At 66.3% G+C, this 18,260-nt stretch carries 18 protein-coding genes and 1 other RNA gene; 10 read left to right on the top strand and 9 right to left on the bottom strand.

The features are described from left to right. The first annotated feature begins 3 nt into the window (after positions 1-3). Positions 4-150 carry a hypothetical protein gene (locus AAHB17_RS03015; protein WP_342128981.1) on the top strand — a complete coding sequence of 49 codons (147 nt, stop codon included), beginning with the start codon at positions 4-6 and terminating at the stop codon, positions 148-150. 22 nt (positions 151-172) lie between these two features. On the opposite strand, the gene AAHB17_RS03010 is transcribed toward AAHB17_RS03015, so the two are convergent. From AAHB17_RS03010 to ompA, 6 genes are all read right to left on the bottom strand, one after another. Then, positions 173-544 carry a hypothetical protein gene (locus AAHB17_RS03010; protein ID WP_342128980.1) on the bottom strand — a complete coding sequence of 124 codons (372 nt, stop codon included), beginning with the start codon at positions 542-544 and terminating at the stop codon, positions 173-175. Between the two features lie 16 nt (positions 545-560). Then, positions 561-1,817, bottom strand: coding sequence for an Hsp70 family protein (locus AAHB17_RS03005; RefSeq protein WP_342128978.1), 1,257 nt, complete (start codon positions 1,815-1,817; stop codon positions 561-563). Positions 1,818-1,887: 70 nt separating this feature from the next. Next, positions 1,888-2,276, bottom strand: a transfer-messenger RNA (tmRNA) gene (gene ssrA, locus AAHB17_RS03000). Positions 2,277-2,289: 13 nt separating this feature from the next. Beyond that, positions 2,290-2,961, bottom strand: a complete 672-nt coding sequence (gene gph / locus AAHB17_RS02995; protein WP_342128977.1) for a phosphoglycolate phosphatase — start codon at positions 2,959-2,961, stop codon at positions 2,290-2,292. Beyond that, on the bottom strand, positions 2,958-3,674 hold the full coding sequence (gene ubiG / locus AAHB17_RS02990) for a bifunctional 2-polyprenyl-6-hydroxyphenol methylase/3-demethylubiquinol 3-O-methyltransferase UbiG (protein ID WP_342128976.1): 717 nt from the start codon (positions 3,672-3,674) through the stop codon (positions 2,958-2,960). Before ubiG ends, gph begins: the two co-directional genes overlap by 4 nt. Positions 3,675-3,768: 94 nt before the next feature. Further along, the gene (ompA, locus tag AAHB17_RS02985) at positions 3,769-4,431 is read right to left on the bottom strand and encodes an outer membrane protein OmpA (protein WP_342128975.1); all 663 of its coding nucleotides are present in this window, start codon (positions 4,429-4,431) and stop codon (positions 3,769-3,771) included. A gap of 260 nt (positions 4,432-4,691) precedes the next feature. Between ompA and gyrA the strand changes: the two genes are divergently transcribed. The 9 genes from gyrA to lapB all read left to right on the top strand — a co-directional run bounded on the left by gyrA (position 4,692) and on the right by lapB (position 16,223). Next, a complete protein-coding gene (gene gyrA / locus AAHB17_RS02980; RefSeq protein WP_342128974.1) occupies positions 4,692-7,346 on the top strand; it encodes a DNA gyrase subunit A in 2,655 nt (884 codons plus the stop codon). 1 nt (position 7,347) lies between these two features. After that, a complete protein-coding gene (serC, locus tag AAHB17_RS02975) occupies positions 7,348-8,442 on the top strand; it encodes a 3-phosphoserine/phosphohydroxythreonine transaminase (RefSeq protein WP_342128973.1) in 1,095 nt (364 codons plus the stop codon). A 9-nt stretch (positions 8,443-8,451) separates the two neighbouring features. Beyond that, on the top strand, positions 8,452-9,549 hold the full coding sequence (gene pheA / locus AAHB17_RS02970; protein ID WP_342128972.1) for a prephenate dehydratase: 1,098 nt from the start codon (positions 8,452-8,454) through the stop codon (positions 9,547-9,549). Between the two features lie 5 nt (positions 9,550-9,554). Beyond that, on the top strand, positions 9,555-10,433 hold the full coding sequence (locus AAHB17_RS02965; RefSeq protein WP_342128971.1) for a prephenate dehydrogenase: 879 nt from the start codon (positions 9,555-9,557) through the stop codon (positions 10,431-10,433). Further along, positions 10,433-12,457, top strand: coding sequence for a bifunctional 3-phosphoshikimate 1-carboxyvinyltransferase/cytidylate kinase (locus AAHB17_RS02960; protein ID WP_342128970.1), 2,025 nt, complete (start codon positions 10,433-10,435; stop codon positions 12,455-12,457). Before AAHB17_RS02965 ends, AAHB17_RS02960 begins: the two co-directional genes overlap by 1 nt. A gap of 221 nt (positions 12,458-12,678) precedes the next feature. Further along, positions 12,679-14,358, top strand: a complete 1,680-nt coding sequence (gene rpsA, locus AAHB17_RS02955; protein ID WP_342128969.1) for a 30S ribosomal protein S1 — start codon at positions 12,679-12,681, stop codon at positions 14,356-14,358. Between the two features lie 13 nt (positions 14,359-14,371). After that, positions 14,372-14,779, top strand: coding sequence for an integration host factor subunit beta (locus AAHB17_RS02950; protein ID WP_342128968.1), 408 nt, complete (start codon positions 14,372-14,374; stop codon positions 14,777-14,779). Between the two features lie 33 nt (positions 14,780-14,812). Then, positions 14,813-15,088: a LapA family protein gene (locus tag AAHB17_RS02945; protein ID WP_342128967.1), complete on the top strand. Its 276-nt coding sequence runs from the start codon at positions 14,813-14,815 to the stop codon at positions 15,086-15,088. After that, a complete protein-coding gene (gene lapB, locus AAHB17_RS02940) occupies positions 15,078-16,223 on the top strand; it encodes a lipopolysaccharide assembly protein LapB (RefSeq protein ID WP_342128966.1) in 1,146 nt (381 codons plus the stop codon). The genes AAHB17_RS02945 and lapB overlap by 11 nt, the downstream gene beginning before the upstream one ends. A gap of 76 nt (positions 16,224-16,299) precedes the next feature. Here the strand turns inward: lapB and rplS are convergent, their stop codons facing one another. The 3 genes from rplS to rimM form a co-directional block, all read right to left on the bottom strand. After that, positions 16,300-16,656, bottom strand: coding sequence for a 50S ribosomal protein L19 (rplS, locus tag AAHB17_RS02935; RefSeq protein ID WP_342128965.1), 357 nt, complete (start codon positions 16,654-16,656; stop codon positions 16,300-16,302). A 150-nt stretch (positions 16,657-16,806) separates the two neighbouring features. Next, complete coding sequence (gene trmD / locus AAHB17_RS02930; RefSeq protein ID WP_342128964.1) at positions 16,807-17,610, bottom strand: tRNA (guanosine(37)-N1)-methyltransferase TrmD; 804 nt, start codon at positions 17,608-17,610, stop codon at positions 16,807-16,809. Between the two features lie 14 nt (positions 17,611-17,624). After that, positions 17,625-18,221, bottom strand: coding sequence for a ribosome maturation factor RimM (gene rimM / locus AAHB17_RS02925; RefSeq protein WP_342128963.1), 597 nt, complete (start codon positions 18,219-18,221; stop codon positions 17,625-17,627). Positions 18,222-18,260 lie beyond the last annotated feature (39 nt).

Below are 18,260 nucleotides of genomic sequence, written 5' to 3'. Positions count from 1 at the left end.
CCCATGGCCAAAGGCGAACAACGCAAGGAAAAAATGGTCAAGAAGCCCAAGAAGGACAGCGGACCCCGCGACACCCCTTCGGGCAGTTCGGATCGCCCGGTGGCACCCACCACCTCGGTGATTCCGCGCGGCAAGATCAAGGACAAATGAACGCGGCCCGCGTTCAGCGCCGTCAGTCGACGATCAGGGCCGCGTCCAGCAGGCGCACCCGCTGCTCCACGTAGTAGCCACCGAACTCGGTGTAGCGCAGAAAAGGGCGGCCACAGCCCACACACACCCACACATCGCTGCGGTTGCAGGGATGGAAACGCAGCGCAATGGGTGCTTCGGGTGACCATGTGCGTGTGCCGGTGGGGTGATGCTCCTCCCAGGTCGGCTCGTCCGAGCCATCCCGCAGCGTGCCCACCTGGCGCAAGTCGCGCTCGGCAAAGCCGGCCGGCATGGCCTCCCAGCCCGGGTGGGCCAGGGGCGCGCACCGTTCACAGCCACCGCCGGCCTGCGCTTGCGCCAAGGCCTTCAGGGCCGCCACTGTCATCTGCACCATCGCCCCGCCCTTTCCGTCAAAGCCGCGTGTAGGCCAGGCCCGAGGCCACGCCGCCAAACAGGTCACCCTCGACCATGGGCACGCCCGCGAATTCGGCCTGCAAGGCCTGCTGGAACGGCCGCAAGGCCGAGGAGCCACCGGTCAGGTACACGGCGTCCAGGCCGCCATTGTCCAGCTTCGCCCGCGACACACAATCGCGTGCGCAGGCCACCACCTTGAGCAACTGGGCTGCCAACTGTGCCTGCATGTCGGAAGCACCCATATCGGCACCCAGCCGGCGTTCGATGACGGACAGATCCACCACCGTGTCACCCCCCGACTGCGAACAGCGGATCTTGGCCAGCTCCACCTCGTGGGCGATGTGGTGCCCATGGCGCTGGTGCAAGACCTCCATCAGCCGCACGTGCAGCGCCGGGTCGGCGTAGTTCGACCGCAAGGACTGGGCCTGGCTGATGGCGCGCGGCTGGTACAGCCACTGGATCAGGTGCCAGGTGGAGAGGTCGAAGAACACGCGGCTGGGCACCTCGCGGCCCTGGGGCCCCAGGTGGCGGTAGCCCAGCAGCGGCATGACGTTTTCCAGGCTCAGCTTGTGATCGAAATCGGTGCCACCGATGTGCACGCCGGTCGTGGCCAGCACGTCGCCGCTGCGGTCGGCCTGTGCCATGCGGCCTGGCCCCAGGCGCACCACGGTGAAATCGGACGTGCCGCCGCCGATGTCGACCACCAGCACCGTGGCCTCGCGTGTGAGGCGGCGCTCGTAGTCCAGCGCGGCGGCGATCGGCTCCAGCTGGAACGACACCTGCTCGAAGCCCACGGCCCGCGCCGCGTCCAGCAGGGACTGCTGCGCCTGGGCGTCGCGGACCGGGTCGTCATCGACAAAAAACACCGGCCGCCCCATCACCACCTGGGTGGGCGCGGCACCCAGCGTGGCGGTGGCGCGGTCGCGCAGGGCCGCCAGGAAGGTGGCCACGATGTCCTGGAAGCTGACCTGCTCGTGGTTGATGACCGTGGTCTCCAGCAGCAGCGGGCTGCCCAGCAGGCTCTTGAGCGAGCGCATCAGCCGCCCCTCGGTGCCGCTGAGGTACTGCGCCACCGCGTCGCGGCCGAAGTGGGTGCGGCGGTCCTCGGCGTTGTAGAACACCGCGGTGGGCATGGACACCGCATCGCCTTCCAGCGGAATCAGGTGGGCGTCCCCCTGGGCTGCGGCCCAGGCCATGGCGGAGTTGGAAGTGCCGAAATCGATGCCGAGCGTGCCCGGTGCTTGAGAAATCATGAAAACCCGCCGCAACGTGCGCGGTACAAGCAAAAAGACCAACTGGCGAGCCAGTTGGTCTTGGGTAATGTGGTGGAGCTGGGGGGATTTGAACCCCCGTCCGCAAGCCTTTTTCGAGCAGTTCTACATGTGTAGCCGTCTGATTTGGATCTCGCTTCTTGCTCCGCGCAGTGGCACGCTGAACAAGACGCCAGCAACCTTGAGTCTCGAACTGCGCCAAGTTGCCCGACGCCGATCCAGCCAAATGAAATTACCCCGCAGCCTGGACCGTGTTGCCTTGCGGCACCACAACCCTTGCCCAGCCTATTGGCTTGCTGTTGCGAGGCTCACGCGCAATTAAGCGGCGAGTGCGAAACGTTCGTCGTTTGCAGTTGGATTTTTTCTGCTGATTAACGAGGTGACAGAACCTCGACATGCCCTGCTGCGCGTCCGAACCCACGTCGAAACCAGTGCAGCCCCTGGAACCCATAGTTTAAGGCATGCCCAGCAATTTCAAGAGCCCCCCGGGACTGTCGATGATGGCATCGGCCTGCCAGGCGGCCACATCGGCGCGTGCGCCCAGGTAGCCGTACAGCGCGGCCACCGTCGGCATGCCCGCAGCCCGGCCGGCCACGATGTCGCGCTCGTCGTCGCCCACGTAGATGCACTCGGTGGCGTCCAGCCCCAGGCGACGGGCGGCTTCCAGCAAGGGCGCGGGATGGGGCTTGGCATGGGGGGTGGTGTCGCCGCTGACCACGGCCCGCGCGCGGCGGAACAAGGGCATGGCAGCCGTCAGCGGCAGCGTGAATCGCTCGGACTTGTTGGTGACCACGCCCCAGGCCAGGCCGGCACCGTGCAGCGCCTCCAGGATTTCGGGTACCTGGTCGAAGGGACGGGTGAGTTCGGTCAGCCGCGCTTCGTAGTTGGCAAAAAACTCCTGCTTGAGCGCCTCGAACTCGGGGTGATCGGTGCCGTAGCCGAAGGCCACGCCGATCATGCCGCGCGCACCGGCCCCCGCCATGTGGCGGTAGGCATCGAGCGGCAAGGACGGCAAGCCACGGGCGACGCGCATCTGGTCGGCGGCGGCCCCGAGGTCGGGCGCGCTGTCGATGAGGGTGCCGTCGAGATCGAACAACACCGCCTTGGCGGCGGCAAAACGGCTCATGCCGCGGCCTTGCGGGTGGCCAGCAAGTAATTCACGCTGGTGTCCTGGTTGAGCCAGTAGCGGCGCGTGAGCGGGTTGTAGGCCATGCCCTTGCTGTGCTGCAGGTCCAGATCGGCACGGCGGCAATAGCTGGCCAGCTCGCTGGGGCGGATGAACTTGGCGTATTCGTGTGTGCCGCGCGGCAGCAGATTGAGCATGTACTCGGCACCCACGATGGCAAAGAGAAAGGACTTGGGGTTGCGGTTGAGGGTGGAAAAGAACACCCAGCCGCCGGGTTTGACCAGGGTGCTGCAGGCCGCCACCACCGAGGCCGGGTCGGGCACGTGTTCCAGCATTTCCATGCAGGTGACCACGTCGAACCGCGCCGGGCTTTCATTGGCCAGCGCCTCGGCGGCCACCTCGCGGTAGGTCACGCCCTGGGTCTGGGCCTCCAACGCGTGCAGCTGCGCGACCCGCAATGCCTTGGTGGCGAGGTCGATGCCCAGCACATCGGCCCCCTTGCGGGCCATGGAGTCGGCCAGGATGCCGCCGCCACAACCGACATCGAGCACCTGCTTGCCGGCGAGTCCGCCCGCCAACTGCTCGATCCATTCAAGGCGCAAGGGATTGATCTGGTGCAGAGGCCGGAATTCGCTTTCGGGGTCCCACCAGCGGTGGGCGAGTTCGGAAAACTTGGCCAGTTCGGCCGGATCGGCATTGACGGTGGGGTTCATGGTTTGAATTATCGGAGGGCCAATAAAAAACCGCGCGAATGCGCGGTTTTTTATGAACCAGAGCCCGAAGGCCCTGGCGCAATTCCGTCAGGAATTACTTGTTGGCGCGGGTGCCGACCACTTCGATTTCCACGCGACGGTTCTTCGCACGGCCTTCCTTGGTCTTGTTGTCGGCCACCGGCTGGGCTTCGCCTTTGCCTTCGGTGTAGACGCGGTTGGTTTCGATGCCCTTGGACACCAGGTAAGCCTTCACGGCTTCAGCGCGGCGAACCGACAGCTTCTGGTTGTAGGCGTCCTTGCCCACCGAGTCGGTGTGACCGACGGCGATGATCACTTCCAGGTTGATGCCCTTGACCTTGCCGACCAGATCGTCCAGCTTGGCCTTGCCTTCGGGCTTCAGCACAGCCTTGTCGAAGTCGAAGAAGGCATCGGCAGCGTAAGTCACCTTGGAAGCGGCAGCGGGCGCAGCGGGTGCGGCGGCCGGAGCAGCAGCGGGTGCCGGAGCAGGCGCAGCAGCCGGTGCGGGTGCCGGAGCAGCCACAGGGGCGGGAGCCGGAGCAGCGGGAACGATGGCGCCATCGCAACCCACAGCGGCGGTGGCCGGGGTCCAGTTGGCATCGCGCCAGCACAGTTCGTTGGTGCCGTTCTTCCACACGGTGCCGTCGTTAGCGCGCCAGTTGTCCACGGTTTGTGCACCCGCGGCAGTTGCCAGCGCAGCGGTTGCGAACAGCATTGCCACTTTATTCAGTTTTTGCATGGTTTCCTCTGATTGAAGGCGCAGAGCATCTGCGTTGTATGACGACGCTTGAAGTGACCACCACTTGAAACGCTGTCGATTATTTTGCCACAAGGCCTCTGGGGTCACCCACGTACAGAGCAGGCTTAAAACTTCATTGAATATTGACCACCTCGAACGTTGTTTGAGCGCCACACTTGCGCATTCGCCAGCGCAGGCAACCGCCCAACGGCGCCCAACTAGAATGCTGGATTGCGCCCGCCTTCCAACGTCTGCCCGCCATGACCCAGTTCGCCAAAGAAACCCTGCCCATCAGCCTAGAAGAAGAAATGCGGCGCAGCTACCTGGATTACGCGATGAGCGTGATCGTGGGTCGCGCGCTGCCTGATGCGCGCGATGGCTTGAAACCGGTACACCGCCGGGTGTTGTTCGCGATGCACGAGCTGAACAACGACTGGAACCGCCCTTACAAGAAATCGGCGCGTATCGTTGGCGACGTCATCGGTAAATACCACCCCCATGGCGACAGCGCGGTTTACGACACCATCGTGCGCATGGCGCAGGATTTCTCGCTGCGCCACATGCTGGTGGACGGCCAGGGCAACTTCGGTTCGGTGGACGGCGACAACGCGGCGGCGATGCGTTACACGGAAATCCGCCTGTCCAAGATCGCTCACGAGATGCTGGGCGACATCGACAAGGAAACCGTCGACTTCGGCCCCAACTACGACGGCAGCGAAAAAGAACCGCTGGTGCTGCCCAGCAAGCTGCCCAACCTGCTGGTCAACGGCTCGGCCGGCATCGCGGTGGGCATGGCCACCAACATCCCGCCGCACAACCTCAACGAGGTGGTGGACGCCTGCCTGCACCTGCTCAAGCACCCGGAGGCCTCGGTCGACGACCTGATGGAGATCATCCCGGCGCCCGACTTCCCCACCGCCGGCATCATCTACGGCATCAATGGCGTCAAGGACGGCTACCGCACCGGCCGCGGCCGCGTGGTGATGCGGGCCAGGTGCCACTTCGAGGACATCGACAGGGGACAGCGTCAGGCCATCATCGTGGACGAGCTGCCCTATCAGGTGAACAAGAAGTCGCTGCAGGAGCGCATGGCCGAGCTGGTGCACGAGAAGAAGATCGAAGGCATCAGCCACATCCAGGACGAGTCCGACAAGTCGGGCATGCGCCTGGTGATCGAGCTCAAGCGCGGCGAAGTGCCCGAGGTGGTGCTCAACAACCTGTACAAGCAGACGCAGCTGCAGGACACCTTCGGCATCAACATGGTGGCGCTGATCGACGGCCAGCCGCGCCTGTGCAACCTGAAGGACCTGATCCAGGTCTTCCTGGAGCACCGCCGCGAGGTGGTGACCCGGCGCACCGTGTTCACCCTGCGAAAGGCGCGCGAGCGCGGCCACGTGCTCGAAGGCCTGGCGGTGGCGCTGGCCAACATCGACGACTTCATCAAGATCATCCGCGAATCGCCCACGCCGCCGGTGGCCAAGGCCGAGCTGATGGCCCGCCCCTGGGACAGCCAGCTGGTGCGCGAGATGCTCACGCGAACCCGCGCCGACGGCGGCACCATCAACGCCGACGACTACCGCCCCGATGGCCTGGAAAAGGCCTTTGGCATGGGCAGCGACGGCCTGTACCGGTTGTCCGAGACCCAGGCCCAGGAAATCCTGCAAATGCGACTGCAGCGCCTGACCGGCCTGGAGCAAGACAAGATCGTCGCCGAGTACAAGGAAGTGATGGCCGAGATCGACGATCTGCTGGACATCCTGGCCCGTCCCGAGCGCGTGTCGGTCATCATCGGCGACGAGCTGGGCGACATCCGCAAGGAGTTCGGCCAGTCCAAGCTGGGCGCACGCCGCAGCCAGATCGAACACAGCGCGCAGGACCTCAGCACCGAGGACCTGATCACGCCCACCGACATGGTGGTCACGCTCAGCCACAGCGGCTACATCAAGAGCCAGCCGCTGTCCGAGTACCGAGCGCAGAAGCGTGGCGGGCGCGGGAAGCAGGCCACCGCCACCAAGGAAGACGACTGGATCGACCAGCTCTTCATCGCCAACACGCACGACTACATCCTGTGCTTCTCCAACCGAGGCCGGCTCTACTGGCTCAAGGTCTGGGAAGTGCCCTCGGGCTCGCGTGGCTCGCGCGGTCGCCCCATCGTCAACATGTTCCCGCTGCAAGAGGGCGAGAAGATCAACGTGGTGCTGCCGCTCACCGGCGAGATGCGCAGCTTCCCGGACAACCGCTATGTCTTCATGGCCACCTCCATGGGCACGGTCAAGAAGACTGCGCTGGACGAATTCAGCAACCCGCGCAAGGCCGGCATCATTGCCGTGGACCTGGACGAAGGCGACTTCCTGATCGGCGCGGCGCTGACCGACGGCCAGCACGATGTGATGCTGTTCAGCGACGGCGGCAAGGCCGTGCGATTCGACGAAAACGACGTCCGCCCCATGGGCCGCAACGCCCGCGGCGTGCGTGGCATGACCATCGAGGACGGTCAGAGCGTGATCGCCATGCTGGTGGCCGAGGACGAGCAGCAAAGCGTGCTGACCGCCACCATCAACGGCTACGGCAAGCGCACGCCGATCGGCGAATACACCCGCCACGGCCGCGGCACCAAGGGCATGATCGCCATCCAGCAGAGCGAGCGCAACGGCAAGGTCGTGGCCGCCACCCTGGTGCATGCCGATGACGAGATCATGCTGATCACCGACAAGGGTGTGCTGGTGCGCACCCGCGTGAGCGAGATCCGCGAGCTGGGCCGCGCCACGCAGGGCGTCACCCTGATCGGCCTGGACGAAGGCTCCAAGCTCAGCGGCCTGCAGCGCATCGTTGAAAACGACGCCAACGTGCGCGAGGACACCGCCCCCGAAGAAGGTGGCGCGGACGACGACGCGGCCGCCACGCCGGAGGCTTGAGATGACGACCCGCCCCTACAACTTTTCCGCCGGCCCCGCGGCCATGCCCGAAGCCGTGCTGCAGACCGCTGCGGCTGAAATGCTGGACTGGCACGGCAGCGGCATGGGCGTGATGGAGATGAGCCACCGCGGCAAGGAATTCGGTGCCATCTACGAACAGGCCGAAGCCGACCTGCGCGAGCTGCTGGCGGTGCCCGCCCACTTCAAGATCCTGTTCATGCAGGGCGGTGGACTGGCCGAAAACGCCATCGTGCCGCTCAACCTGTCGCGCGCTGGCACGGTGGATTTCGTGCTGACCGGCAGCTGGAGTCAGAAGTCGGCCAAGGAGGCGCTGCGCTACTGCTCGCCCCAAGTGGCCGCCAGCGCGCAGGAGAGCGGTTTCACCACGCTGCCCGACCCGGCATCGTGGCGCCTCAGCGCCGGCGCCAGCTACGTGCACCTGTGCAGCAACGAAACCATCCACGGCGTCGAGTTCCAGGCCCTTCCCGACCTGAAGGCGCTGGGCAGCAACGCCCCGCTGGTGATCGATTTCTCGTCCCACGTGCTGTCGCGCCCGGTGGACTGGTCCCGCGTGGGTCTGGCCTTTGGCGGCGCCCAGAAGAACGTGGGCCCGGCTGGCGTGACCCTGGTGGTGGTGCGCGAGGACCTGCTGGGCCACGCTCTGCCCGCCTGCCCCAGCGCCTTCGACTACAAGACCGTGGCCGACAACGGCTCCATGTACAACACCCCGCCCACCTACGCCATCTACATGGCCGGCCTGACCTTCCAGTGGCTCAAGGCCCAGGGTGGCGTGGCCGAGATGGAACGGCGCAACATCGCCAAAGCCGAACTGCTGTATGGCTACCTTGACGCGTCCTCCTTCTACGTCAACAAGGTCGCCCATGCCGCCCGCTCGCGCATGAACGTGCCGTTCTTCCTACGCGACGAGTCCCGCAACGACGCCTTCCTGGCCGGCGCCAAGGCGCGTGGCCTGCTGCAGCTCAAGGGCCACAAGTCGGTCGGCGGCATGCGCGCCAGCATCTACAACGCCATGCCCATCGAAGGGGTGCAGGCGCTGGTGGACTACCTGCGCGATTTCGAAAAAGAACAGGCCTGAGACATTGCCATGAGCCAACCCATCCAGTCCGAAGCGCTGGGCGCCCTGCGGGTGCAGATCGACAGCATCGACAAACAACTGCTGAGCCTGCTGAACCAGCGCGCCCACGTGGCCGAACAGGTGGGCGAGATCAAGAAGGCCGAAGGCTCGCCCTTCTTCCGACCCGACCGCGTGGCCCAGGTCATCGAAAAGATCCAGAACGCCAACCAGGGCCCGCTGCTCAACCAGCATGTGGCCTCGATCTGGCGCGAGATCATGTCGGCCTGCCTGGCGCTGGAGGCGCCGCAGCGCGTGGCCGTGCTGGGCCCCGAAGGCACCTTCACCGAACAGGCCGCGATCGAGTTCTTCGGCAGCGCCGCCAACCTGATCTACTGCGCCAGCTTCGACGAGGTCTTCCACGCCACCGCCGCCGGCACCGCGCAATACGGCGTGGTGGGCATGGAGAACTCCACCGAAGGCGTTGTCGCGCGTTCGCTGGACCTGTTCCTGCGCTCGCCGGTGCATGTGGTGGGCGAGGTCAGCCTGCTGATCCGCCACAACCTGCTGCGCCAGGTCAATTCGCTCGAAGGCATCGAGGTGGTGATGGCCCACCCGCAGGCGCTGGCCCAGTGCCAGGGCTGGCTGTCGCAGCACCTGCCCAACGTCGAGCGGCGCGCCGTGTCCAGCAACGCCGAGGGCGCGCGCCTGGCCGCCACCAACCCGGCCTGGGCCGGCCTGTCCAGCGAACGCGCGGCCGCGCAGTTCGGCCTGCACATCGTCGCCCACGCCATCCAGGACGAGGCCTACAACCGCACCCGCTTCGCTGTCATCTGCCTGCCGCAGACCCTGGCCACGCCACCGGCCTCGGGCAAGGACTGCACCAGCCTGGTGGTGTCGGTGCCCAACCGGCCCGGCGCCGTGCACGACCTGCTGGTGCCGCTCAAGAACAACGGCGTGTCCATGACGCGCTTCGAATCGCGCCCGGCCAAATCGGGCCAGTGGGAGTACTACTTCTACATCGACCTGGCCGGCCACCCCTCGCAGCCCAACGTGGCCGCGGCGCTGACCGAACTGCAGAGCCTGTGCGCCTTCTACAAGGTGCTCGGCGCCTACCCCGTGCAGGACTGAGCACCATGTTCGAACAGCTTGGCCTGATCGGCTGCGGCCTCATGGGCGGCTCGTTTGCGCTGGCCATGAAACAGGCCGGGCTGGTCAAGCAGGTGGTGGGCTACAGCAAGTCCCCCACCACCACGGCCAAGGCCCGCCAGCTGGGCGTGATCGACGTGGAGGCGCCTTCGGCGTTGCTGGCGGTGTCGGGTGCCGACATCGTGCTGCTGGCCGTGCCGGTGGCGGCCACCGAAGACAGCTTCAAGGCCATACGCCACCTGCTCACGCCGCAGACCCTGCTGATGGACGTGGGCTCGACCAAAGGCGACGTGGTGGCAGCAGCCCAGCGCGTACTGCGCGAACACCTCGGCGGCTTCGTGCCGGCCCACCCTATCGCCGGCAAGGAGGTCGCGGGTGTCGAGCACGCCGACCCGCGCCTCTACGTTGACCGTCAAGTCATCCTGACCCCGACCGAACACACCGATCCGGCCCAGACCGACCGCGCCGAAGCCGTCTGGCGCGCCCTGGGCGCCCAGGTGCTGCGCATGACGCCCCAGGCGCACGACAGCACCTACGCCGCAGTCAGCCACCTGCCCCACCTGCTGGCTTTTGCCTACATGAACGGGCTGGCCGCGCAACCCGAGGGCGCGAAGTTCTTGGCCATGGCCGGTCCCGGCTTCCGTGATTTCACCCGCATCGCGGCCAGCGACCCCAGCGTGTGGCGCGACATCCTGCTGACCAACCGCGAGGAGGTGCTGGCGCAGTCGCGCCACTTCCGTGCCGCGCTGGAGGCGCTGGAACAATCGCTCACCGATCAGCGCGCCGACGTGCTGGTGCCCCTGATCGAGCAGGCCAACAAGCAGCGCGGCGCGTGGCGCCTGCCCGCCTCCAAAGACTCCGACTGATGTACGACATTCCCTTCCTCGACGTGCCGCCCCTGCAGAGCGCCGCCGGTACCGTCACCCTGCCGGGCTCCAAGAGCATTTCCAACCGTGTGCTGCTGCTGGCCGCGCTGAGCGAAGGCCGCACCACGGTGCACGATCTGCTCGACTCCGACGACACCCGGGTCATGCTGGCGGCGCTGCGTGAGCTGGGCTGTGGCGTCGAGCCTCAGGCCGATGGCACGCTGGCCATCACCGGCCTGGGCGGCGCGCTGCCGCGCCAGTCCGCCAACCTGTTCCTGGGCAACGCCGGCACCGCCATGCGGCCGCTGTGTGCGGCCTTGTCGCTGCTGGCGGCGCAACACGGCGGCCAGTTCGAGCTGCGCGGCGTGCCCCGCATGCATGAACGCCCCATCGGCGATCTGGTCGACGCCTTGCGCCAGCTCGGCTGCCCGATCGACTACCTGGGCAATGCCGGTTTCCCGCCGCTGCGCCTGGGCCATGGCCAGCCGGCCACGCTCCAGCTGGACCAGCCCATTCGCGTGCGTGGTGACGTGTCCAGCCAGTTCCTCACCGCCCTCTTGCTGGCGCTCCCCCTCGTGGCCACCAAAAACGTGGTGATCGACGTGGTGGGCGAGCTGATTTCCAAGCCCTACATCGACATCACGCTCAAGCTGCTGGCCCAGTTTGGCGTGGCCGTGCAGCGCGATGGCTGGCAGCGCTTCACCATCCCGGCCGGCAGCCGCTACCGCTCGCCCGGCGACGTGTTCGTCGAAGGCGATGCCTCGTCGGCCAGCTACTTCATTGCCCTGGGCGCCATCGCCAGCACGTCGGGCGTCACCGTGCAGGGCGTGGGCCTGGCGTCCATCCAGGGCGACATCCGCTTTGTCGAGGCCGCGCAGGCCATGGGCGCCCACATCACGGGCGGCCCCAACCACCTGGTCATCCAGCGCGGCGCCTGGCCCCTGAAGGCCATCGACCTCGACTGCAACCACATCCCCGACGCGGCCATGACGCTGGCGGTGATGGCGCTCTACGCCGACGGCACGACCACGCTGCGCAACATCGCCAGCTGGCGTGTCAAGGAGACCGACCGCATCGCCGCCATGGCCACCGAACTGCGCAAGCTCGGCGCCACCGTCGAGGAAGGCCCCGACTTCATCCGCGTCGAGCCCTTGCCGGCGCACGGCTGGCGGCCGGCGTCCATCCACACCTACGACGACCACCGCGTGGCCATGTGTTTCTCGCTGGCGGCCTTCAACCCGGCCTGCCTGCCGGTGCGCATCGAAGACCCCAAGTGTGTGGCCAAGACCTTTCCCGACTACTTCGAAACCCTGTTCGAGGTGGTGGCACCGGTGGCCCACGAGGTACCGGTGATCTGCATCGACGGCCCCACCGCCTCGGGCAAGGGCACGCTGGGCGCGGCCGTGGCGCAGCGCCTGGGCTACCACCTGTTGGACTCCGGCGCGCTCTACCGCCTGGTGGGCCTGGCGGCCGACAAGGCCGGCCTGTCCACCCGCAGCGAAGACCTCGCCGACCCCACCTTGGCCCGCCAGCTCGGCGCGCTCGCCGGTTCGATGGCGGTGCGTTTTGACGGTCAGGGCATCTGGCTGGACGGCGAGAACGTGAGCGACGCCGTGCGCAGCGAGGCCGCCGGCATGGCCGCCTCGCGCGTGTCGGCGCTGCCCTCCGTGCGCCAGGCCCTGCTGGCCCTGCAGCACGGTTTTCAGCGCGCGCCGGGCCTGGTGGCCGATGGCCGCGACATGGGCACGGTGATCTTCCCGGCGGCCCCGATGAAGATATTTTTGACCGCCAGCGCGGCACAACGCGCCGAACGCCGCCATAAGCAATTGATTTCCAAAGGGATTTCCGCTAAAATCGACAGTCTTTTGGCGGACTTGGAAGCGCGCGACCGGCAAGACTCAACCCGAGCCAGCGCACCCTTGAAGCCCGCCGAAGATGCCCTGCTGCTGGACAACTCGGCACTTGATGTGGACCAGTCGGTCCATCAGGTGCTGGTCTGGTGGCAGGACAAACGGCCTTTCTGAATACCTGCCTGGCGGCCCCGCCAGGCGCGGTTCGGTCAGGCCACCCTGGCCCAGACTCCTGGATGGGCCACCTTGGCCCAGAAGGCCCCGCCGGGTATTCACACCGCCCGCAGGCCCGATGGTTCATTCAACCAACCCGCGCATCCGCGCATTTGTCAACGCTGCATCCGGTCACCCCGGCACCTCAAAAACGCTGGCCCGTCTGCAGATTAGGAAACTCCATGTCTGAATCTTTTGCCGCCCTGTTTGAAGAATCCCTCAAGCGCGCCGAAATGCGCTCCGGTGAGGTCATCACCGCCGAGGTGGTTCGCATCGAACACAGCCACGTGGTCGTCAACGCTGGCCTGAAGTCGGAAGCCTACGTTCCGCTCGCCGAATTCAAGAACGACCAGGGCGAACTCGAAGTCCAAGTGGGCGACTTCGTGTCCGTGGCCATCGACTCCGTTGAAAACGGTTTCGGCGACACCCTGCTGAGCCGCGACAAGGCCAAGCGCCTGGCCTCGTGGATGGCCCTGGAAAAGGCCCTGGAATCCGGCGAATTCGTCACCGGCACCACCTCCAGCAAGGTCAAGGGCGGCCTCAAGGTCATGGTCAACGGCATCAGCGCCTTCCTGCCGGGCTCGCTGGTCGACAGCCGTCCGACCAAGGACCTGACCCCCTACGAGAACAAGACCCTGGAATTCAAGGTCATCAAGCTCGACCGCAAGCGCAACAACGTGGTGCTGAGCCGCCGCGCCGTCGTGGAAGCCTCCATGGGCGAAGAGCGCGCCAAGCTGATGGAAACGCTGCGCGAAGGCGCGATCGTCCAGGGCGTGGTCAAGAACATCACCGAATACGGTGCCTTCGTGGACCTGGGCGGCATCGACGGCCTGCTGCACATCACCGACATGGCCTGGCGCCGTGTCCGCCACCCGAGCGAAGTCGTTCAGGCCGGCCAGGAAATCACCGCCAAGATCCTCAAGTTCGACACCGAGAAGCACCGCGTCTCGCTGGGCCTCAAGCAGATGGGCGACGACCCGTGGATGGGCGTCTCGCGCCGCTACCCGCAGGGCACCCGCATGTTCGGCAAGATCACCAACATCGCCGACTACGGCGCGTTTGTCGAGCTGGAGCCGGGCATCGAAGGTCTGGTGCACGTGTCCGAAATGGACTGGACCAACAAGAACGTGGCCCCTTCCAAGCTGGTGTCGCTCGGTGACGAAGTCGAAGTCATGGTCCTCGAGATCGACGAAGACAAGCGCCGCATCTCGCTGGGCATGAAGCAGTGCCGCGCCAATCCCTGGCACGAGTTTGCCGAGCAGACCAAGCGCGGCGACCGCGTCAAGGGCCCGATCAAGTCGATCACCGACTTCGGCGTGTTCGTGGGTCTGGCCGCCGGCATCGACGGCCTGGTGCACCTGTCCGACCTGTCCTGGAACGAGCCCGGCGAAACCGCCGTGCGCAACTACAAGAAGGGCCAGGAAGTCGAAGCCATCGTGTTGGCCGTGGACGTCGAGCGCGAGCGCATCAGCCTGGGCATCAAGCAGCTGGACAGCGACCCCTTCACCACCTTCGTGTCGATCAACGACAAGGGTGCCGTGGTGACCGGCAAGGTCAAGACCGTGGATGCCAAGGGCGCCGAGATCGATCTGGGCGAAGACATCCTGGGCTACCTGCGCGCCAGCGAAATCAGCCGTGACCGCGTGGAAGACGCGCGCAACGTGCTGAAGGAAGGCGATGAAGTCACGGCCGTGGTCGTGAACATCGACCGCAAGACCCGCAACATCCAGCTGTCGATCAAGGCCAAGGACCAGGCCGACCAGCAAGAAGCCATGGCCACCCTGAGCCAGTCTTCGGGCAACGCCGGCACCACCAGCCTGGGCGCCCTGCTGCGCGCCAAGCTGGACAACAGCGACAAGTGATCCCTGCTCGAGCATGGAGCGACGGATGGCGGGCGTGCAGACCACGCCCGCCATCCGCGCTGAACGCTCGACACGGAACGCCCACACCAGCGACATGACCCGCAGCGACCTCGTTGAAGCCCTGGCCGAACGGTTTGGGCAACTGACCCAGCGCGATGCCGAATTCGCCGTCAAGTCCATCCTGGACGCGATGGGCGACGCGCTGGTCAAGGGACATCGCATCGAAATCCGTGGCTTTGGCAGCTTCTCGGTCAATCACCGATCCCCGCGCATGGGCCGCAACCCACGTTCGGGCGAGAAGGTCGCCATCCCCGAAAAGCGCGTGCCCCACTTCAAGCCGGGCAAGGCCTTGCGCGAGCAGGTCGACGCCCGCACGCCCGCGATGCTCTCGGCCGTTGATGCCGGGGTCGACGCCAGCTGAAGACTACAATCGTTCCGCCACGAAAGGGACGACTTGAAATACCTCATGTGGCTGCTCAAGGCAGCCATTTTTTTTGCCCTCTTCGCCTTTGCCCTGAACAACCAGGCGCCGGTGCAGGTGCACCTGTTCTTCGGCGCCTACTGGCAGGCCCCCCTGGTGCTGGTGCTGCTGATCGCCCTGGCGGCCGGTGTGGCGCTGGGCGTGCTGGTGATGCTGCCGGCCTGGCTGCAGGCGCGCCGCACGCGCGGCGACAAGAATGCCATTGGCGCCCGGCCCACCGACCTTCCCCTGCCACCTCATGGATCTTGACCTGACCTGGTTGCTCTGGGGACTGCCCCTGGCCTTTGCCCTGGGCTGGCTGGCCTCCCGCCTCGATCTCCGGCAGTGGCGCCTGGAAAGCCGGCGCGCGCCCAAGGCGGTGTTCCGCGGTCTCAACCACCTGCTCAACGAGCAACAGGACCGCGCCATCGACGCCTTCATCGAGGCCGTGCAGAACGACCCCGACACCTCCGAGCTGCATTTCGCGCTGGGCAACCTGTTCCGCCGCCGCGGCGACTACGACCGCGCCGTGCGGGTGCACGAACACCTGCTGGCGCGCGGTGACCTGACACAGAAAGACCGAGACCGCGCGCAGCACGCGCTGGCGCTGGACTTCCTGAAAGCCGGCCTGCTCGACCGCGCCGAAGCTGCGCTGCGGCGACTGGAAGGCTCGGCCTTTGCCTCCGAGGCCCGGCAGGCCCTGCTGGGCATCTACGAGCGTGGCCGTGACTGGTCCCAGGCGTCGGCCATGGCCGAACAGCTCGACACCGAGCAGCCCGGCAGCTACCAGATCCGCCTGTCGCATTTCTTGTGCGAACAGGCGCTGGAGCGCGCCCGTCAGGGCGACCGCCCCGGAGCGCTGCAATTGCTGGAGGCAGCCACGGCACGCGCGCCCGAAGCGGCCCGCCCGCGCATCGAGCGGGCCCTGTTGCTGCAGCAAGACGGCGCGGCGGGCCCGGCGCTGGACATGCTGCTGGAGACCAGTGCCCACGCCCCGCAATCGCTGCCCCTGGTGGCCCACCCCATGGCCCAGCTGGCCAAACAGACGAAGCGACAGGCCGAGGTGCGCCAGCGCCTGCAAGGCCTGCAGTCGCAGCCCCCTTCGCTGGACGTCACCGAGGCCATCGCCCAGCTCAGCGAGGACAACACCCAGGCCCGCGCCACCTACCTGGCCCACCTCGGTACAGAAGCGTCGCTGGTGGTGGCCTCACGCTGGCTGGCCGACGAGCCGCTGAGCGATCCGCAGGCCAAGGCCCTGGTCTTGCGCGCCCTGGACCAGGCGGCCAACCCGCTCAAACGCTACCGCTGCGCCGCCTGCGGCTTCGAAGCCCGACAGTACTTCTGGCAATGCCCGGGTTGCCAAAGCTGGGACAGCTACCCGACGCGCCGCGTCGAAGAACTTTGAAGCTCCTGCGCTGCACGCGCTGGGTGAGGACGAAAAAAAACCGCTGCAATGCAGCGGTTTTTTTATCGCGGAGCGATCAAGCGCCCAGCTTTTCCTTGATGCGTGCCGACTTGCCGCTGCGGTCGCGCAGGTAGTACAACTTGGCGCGGCGGACGTCACCGCGGCGCTTGACTTCGATCTTGGCGATGCGCGGGCTGTACAGCGGGAAGGTGCGCTCGACGCCTTCGCCGTTGGAGATCTTGCGCACGATGAAGCTGGAGTTCAGGCCACGGTTGCGACGGGCGATCACCACACCTTCGTAGGCCTGGGTACGCTTGCGGTTGCCTTCAACCACGTTCACGCTGACGATCACGGTGTCGCCGGGCGCAAAGGTGGGGATTTCCTTGTTCAGGCGAGCAATTTCTTCTTGCTCAAGGGTCTGGATGAGGTTCATGGTTTCCTGTTGATGGTCTTGCACGCGCTACACAGAAGGCCTCGAATCCATGGCGACAAACGTGGCGCACGGTCAAGGCGGCCGGGCAGAGGACCGCAGAGCCTTGGATTATAGCCTGCTTCTGCCGGCGAGCACAAACCGCCCACCGTGTCAGGACGGAGTGCCAGGCGCAGGCTGGTGTTGCCGCAGCCATTGTTCGTCCTGCTTGGTCAAACCGCCATGCGCACGCACGGCGTCCAGCACGTCGGGCCGCGCGTTGGCGGTGACGGACAGGCTGGCCTCGCGGCGGAAACGTTCGATGCGCGCATGGTGCCCGGACAGCAGCACCTCGGGCACGCCCTGGGGGCCGGCCGGCCCCTGCCACACCTCGGGCCGGGTGTAGTGGGGGCAATCGAGCAAGCCGTCGAGCGCTGGATTGAAGCTGTCCTGCTGGTGGCTGCCGGCGTCGCCCAGCACGCCAGGCATCAGCCTCGCCACGGCGTCGAGCAGGGCCAGCGCGGCGATCTCGCCGCCCGACAGCACGAAGTCGCCCAGGCTGACCTGGTGCGTGACAAAGCTGTCGATGAAACGCTGGTCAATGCCTTCGTAGCGGCCACAGACCAGCACGGCGCCCGCGCTGTCGGCCCAACGCGCCACGGCCGGGTGGTCCAGCCGCTGGCCCACGGGCGAGAACAGCAGCACCGGCGCCGCCTGCCCTTCGGGGTCGGCCGCCGCGGCCTGGCGCGCGGCGCGCGCGGCCTCCAGGCAACGCGACAGGGGCTCGACCATCATCACCATGCCAGGGCCGCCACCGAAGGGACGGTCATCGACGCGGCGGTACTGGCCGTCGGCAAAATCGCGCGGGTTCCAGAAGCACACCTCGACTTGGCCAGACTCGAAAGCGCGGCGGTTGATGCCGTTGCTCAGAAACGGCGTGAACAGTTCGGGAAACAGGGTGAGGATGTCGAAGCGCATGGCGCGGTTCGCCCTCAGTAGTCGGCTTGCCAGTCGACCGTGATGCGGCGTGTGGCCAGGTCGACCTGATCGACATAGACCGACACAAAAGGAATCATGCGCTCGGCGGTCTTGCCGGCGTCATCGCCCGCGTCCATGCCCAGCGTGTATTCAAGGCACAACACCGAATGCGGGCCGGTGGGCATGAGGTCCTTGACCACGCCCATGTGCACGCCTTCGCGGTTGAAGACGTCCAGGCCCAGCAGGTCCACCCAGTAGTACTCGCCTTCCGCAACGGGCGGGAAATGCTGGCGCGAAATGAAGATGCGCGCGCCCTTGAGCGCCTCGGCCGCGTTGCGATCGGCCAGGCCGTGCAGCAAGCCCACCACCGAATTGGCGTGGGCCTTGATCTCGTCCACCGTGACCGACACCACGCCGGTGAAGGCGTCAAAGCCGCGTGCATAGCGGCCTTCGGGCGGGCAGAGGAACCAGTCCTTGGAGTAGAACAGCGCCTGTGGGTCGGCGCTGTGCGGGTGGACATGCAGCCAACCCTTGATGCCCCAGGCTTCGGCCAAGCGACCCACCTCCACCGCGTCGGCGGGCAAGGTGGCGGATGTCAGGCCTGGAATCATGCGAATCTGGGGGGCAAAAAATGAAAAAGACCCCGTGAA

Source organism: Hydrogenophaga sp. OTU3427 (assembly GCF_038440225.1).
Classification (GTDB): Bacteria; Pseudomonadota; Gammaproteobacteria; order Burkholderiales; family Burkholderiaceae_C; genus Hydrogenophaga.
The sequence above is the reverse complement of the archived record's forward strand: the minus strand, read 5'-3'. Positions and strand labels throughout refer to the sequence as shown.

What these genes read in the sequence shown, in the direction of transcription:
- AAHB17_RS03015 (WP_342128981.1), top strand. Translation starts at nt 4, where the DNA reads ATGGCCAAAGGCGAACAACGCAAGGAAAAAATGGTCAAGAAGCCCAAG.
- AAHB17_RS03010 (WP_342128980.1), bottom strand. Translation starts at nt 544, where the DNA reads ATGGTGCAGATGACAGTGGCGGCCCTGAAGGCCTTGGCGCAAGCGCAG.
- AAHB17_RS03005 (WP_342128978.1), bottom strand. Translation starts at nt 1,817, where the DNA reads ATGATTTCTCAAGCACCGGGCACGCTCGGCATCGATTTCGGCACTTCC.
- gph (WP_342128977.1), bottom strand. Translation starts at nt 2,961, where the DNA reads ATGAGCCGTTTTGCCGCCGCCAAGGCGGTGTTGTTCGATCTCGACGGC.
- ubiG (WP_342128976.1), bottom strand. Translation starts at nt 3,674, where the DNA reads ATGAACCCCACCGTCAATGCCGATCCGGCCGAACTGGCCAAGTTTTCC.
- ompA (WP_342128975.1), bottom strand. Translation starts at nt 4,431, where the DNA reads ATGCAAAAACTGAATAAAGTGGCAATGCTGTTCGCAACCGCTGCGCTG.
- gyrA (WP_342128974.1), top strand. Translation starts at nt 4,692, where the DNA reads ATGACCCAGTTCGCCAAAGAAACCCTGCCCATCAGCCTAGAAGAAGAA.
- serC (WP_342128973.1), top strand. Translation starts at nt 7,348, where the DNA reads ATGACGACCCGCCCCTACAACTTTTCCGCCGGCCCCGCGGCCATGCCC.
- pheA (WP_342128972.1), top strand. Translation starts at nt 8,452, where the DNA reads ATGAGCCAACCCATCCAGTCCGAAGCGCTGGGCGCCCTGCGGGTGCAG.
- AAHB17_RS02965 (WP_342128971.1), top strand. Translation starts at nt 9,555, where the DNA reads ATGTTCGAACAGCTTGGCCTGATCGGCTGCGGCCTCATGGGCGGCTCG.
- AAHB17_RS02960 (WP_342128970.1), top strand. Translation starts at nt 10,433, where the DNA reads ATGTACGACATTCCCTTCCTCGACGTGCCGCCCCTGCAGAGCGCCGCC.
- rpsA (WP_342128969.1), top strand. Translation starts at nt 12,679, where the DNA reads ATGTCTGAATCTTTTGCCGCCCTGTTTGAAGAATCCCTCAAGCGCGCC.
- AAHB17_RS02950 (WP_342128968.1), top strand. Translation starts at nt 14,372, where the DNA reads ATGGAGCGACGGATGGCGGGCGTGCAGACCACGCCCGCCATCCGCGCT.
- lapB (WP_342128966.1), top strand. Translation starts at nt 15,078, where the DNA reads ATGGATCTTGACCTGACCTGGTTGCTCTGGGGACTGCCCCTGGCCTTT.
- rplS (WP_342128965.1), bottom strand. Translation starts at nt 16,656, where the DNA reads ATGAACCTCATCCAGACCCTTGAGCAAGAAGAAATTGCTCGCCTGAAC.
- trmD (WP_342128964.1), bottom strand. Translation starts at nt 17,610, where the DNA reads ATGCGCTTCGACATCCTCACCCTGTTTCCCGAACTGTTCACGCCGTTT.
- rimM (WP_342128963.1), bottom strand. Translation starts at nt 18,221, where the DNA reads ATGATTCCAGGCCTGACATCCGCCACCTTGCCCGCCGACGCGGTGGAG.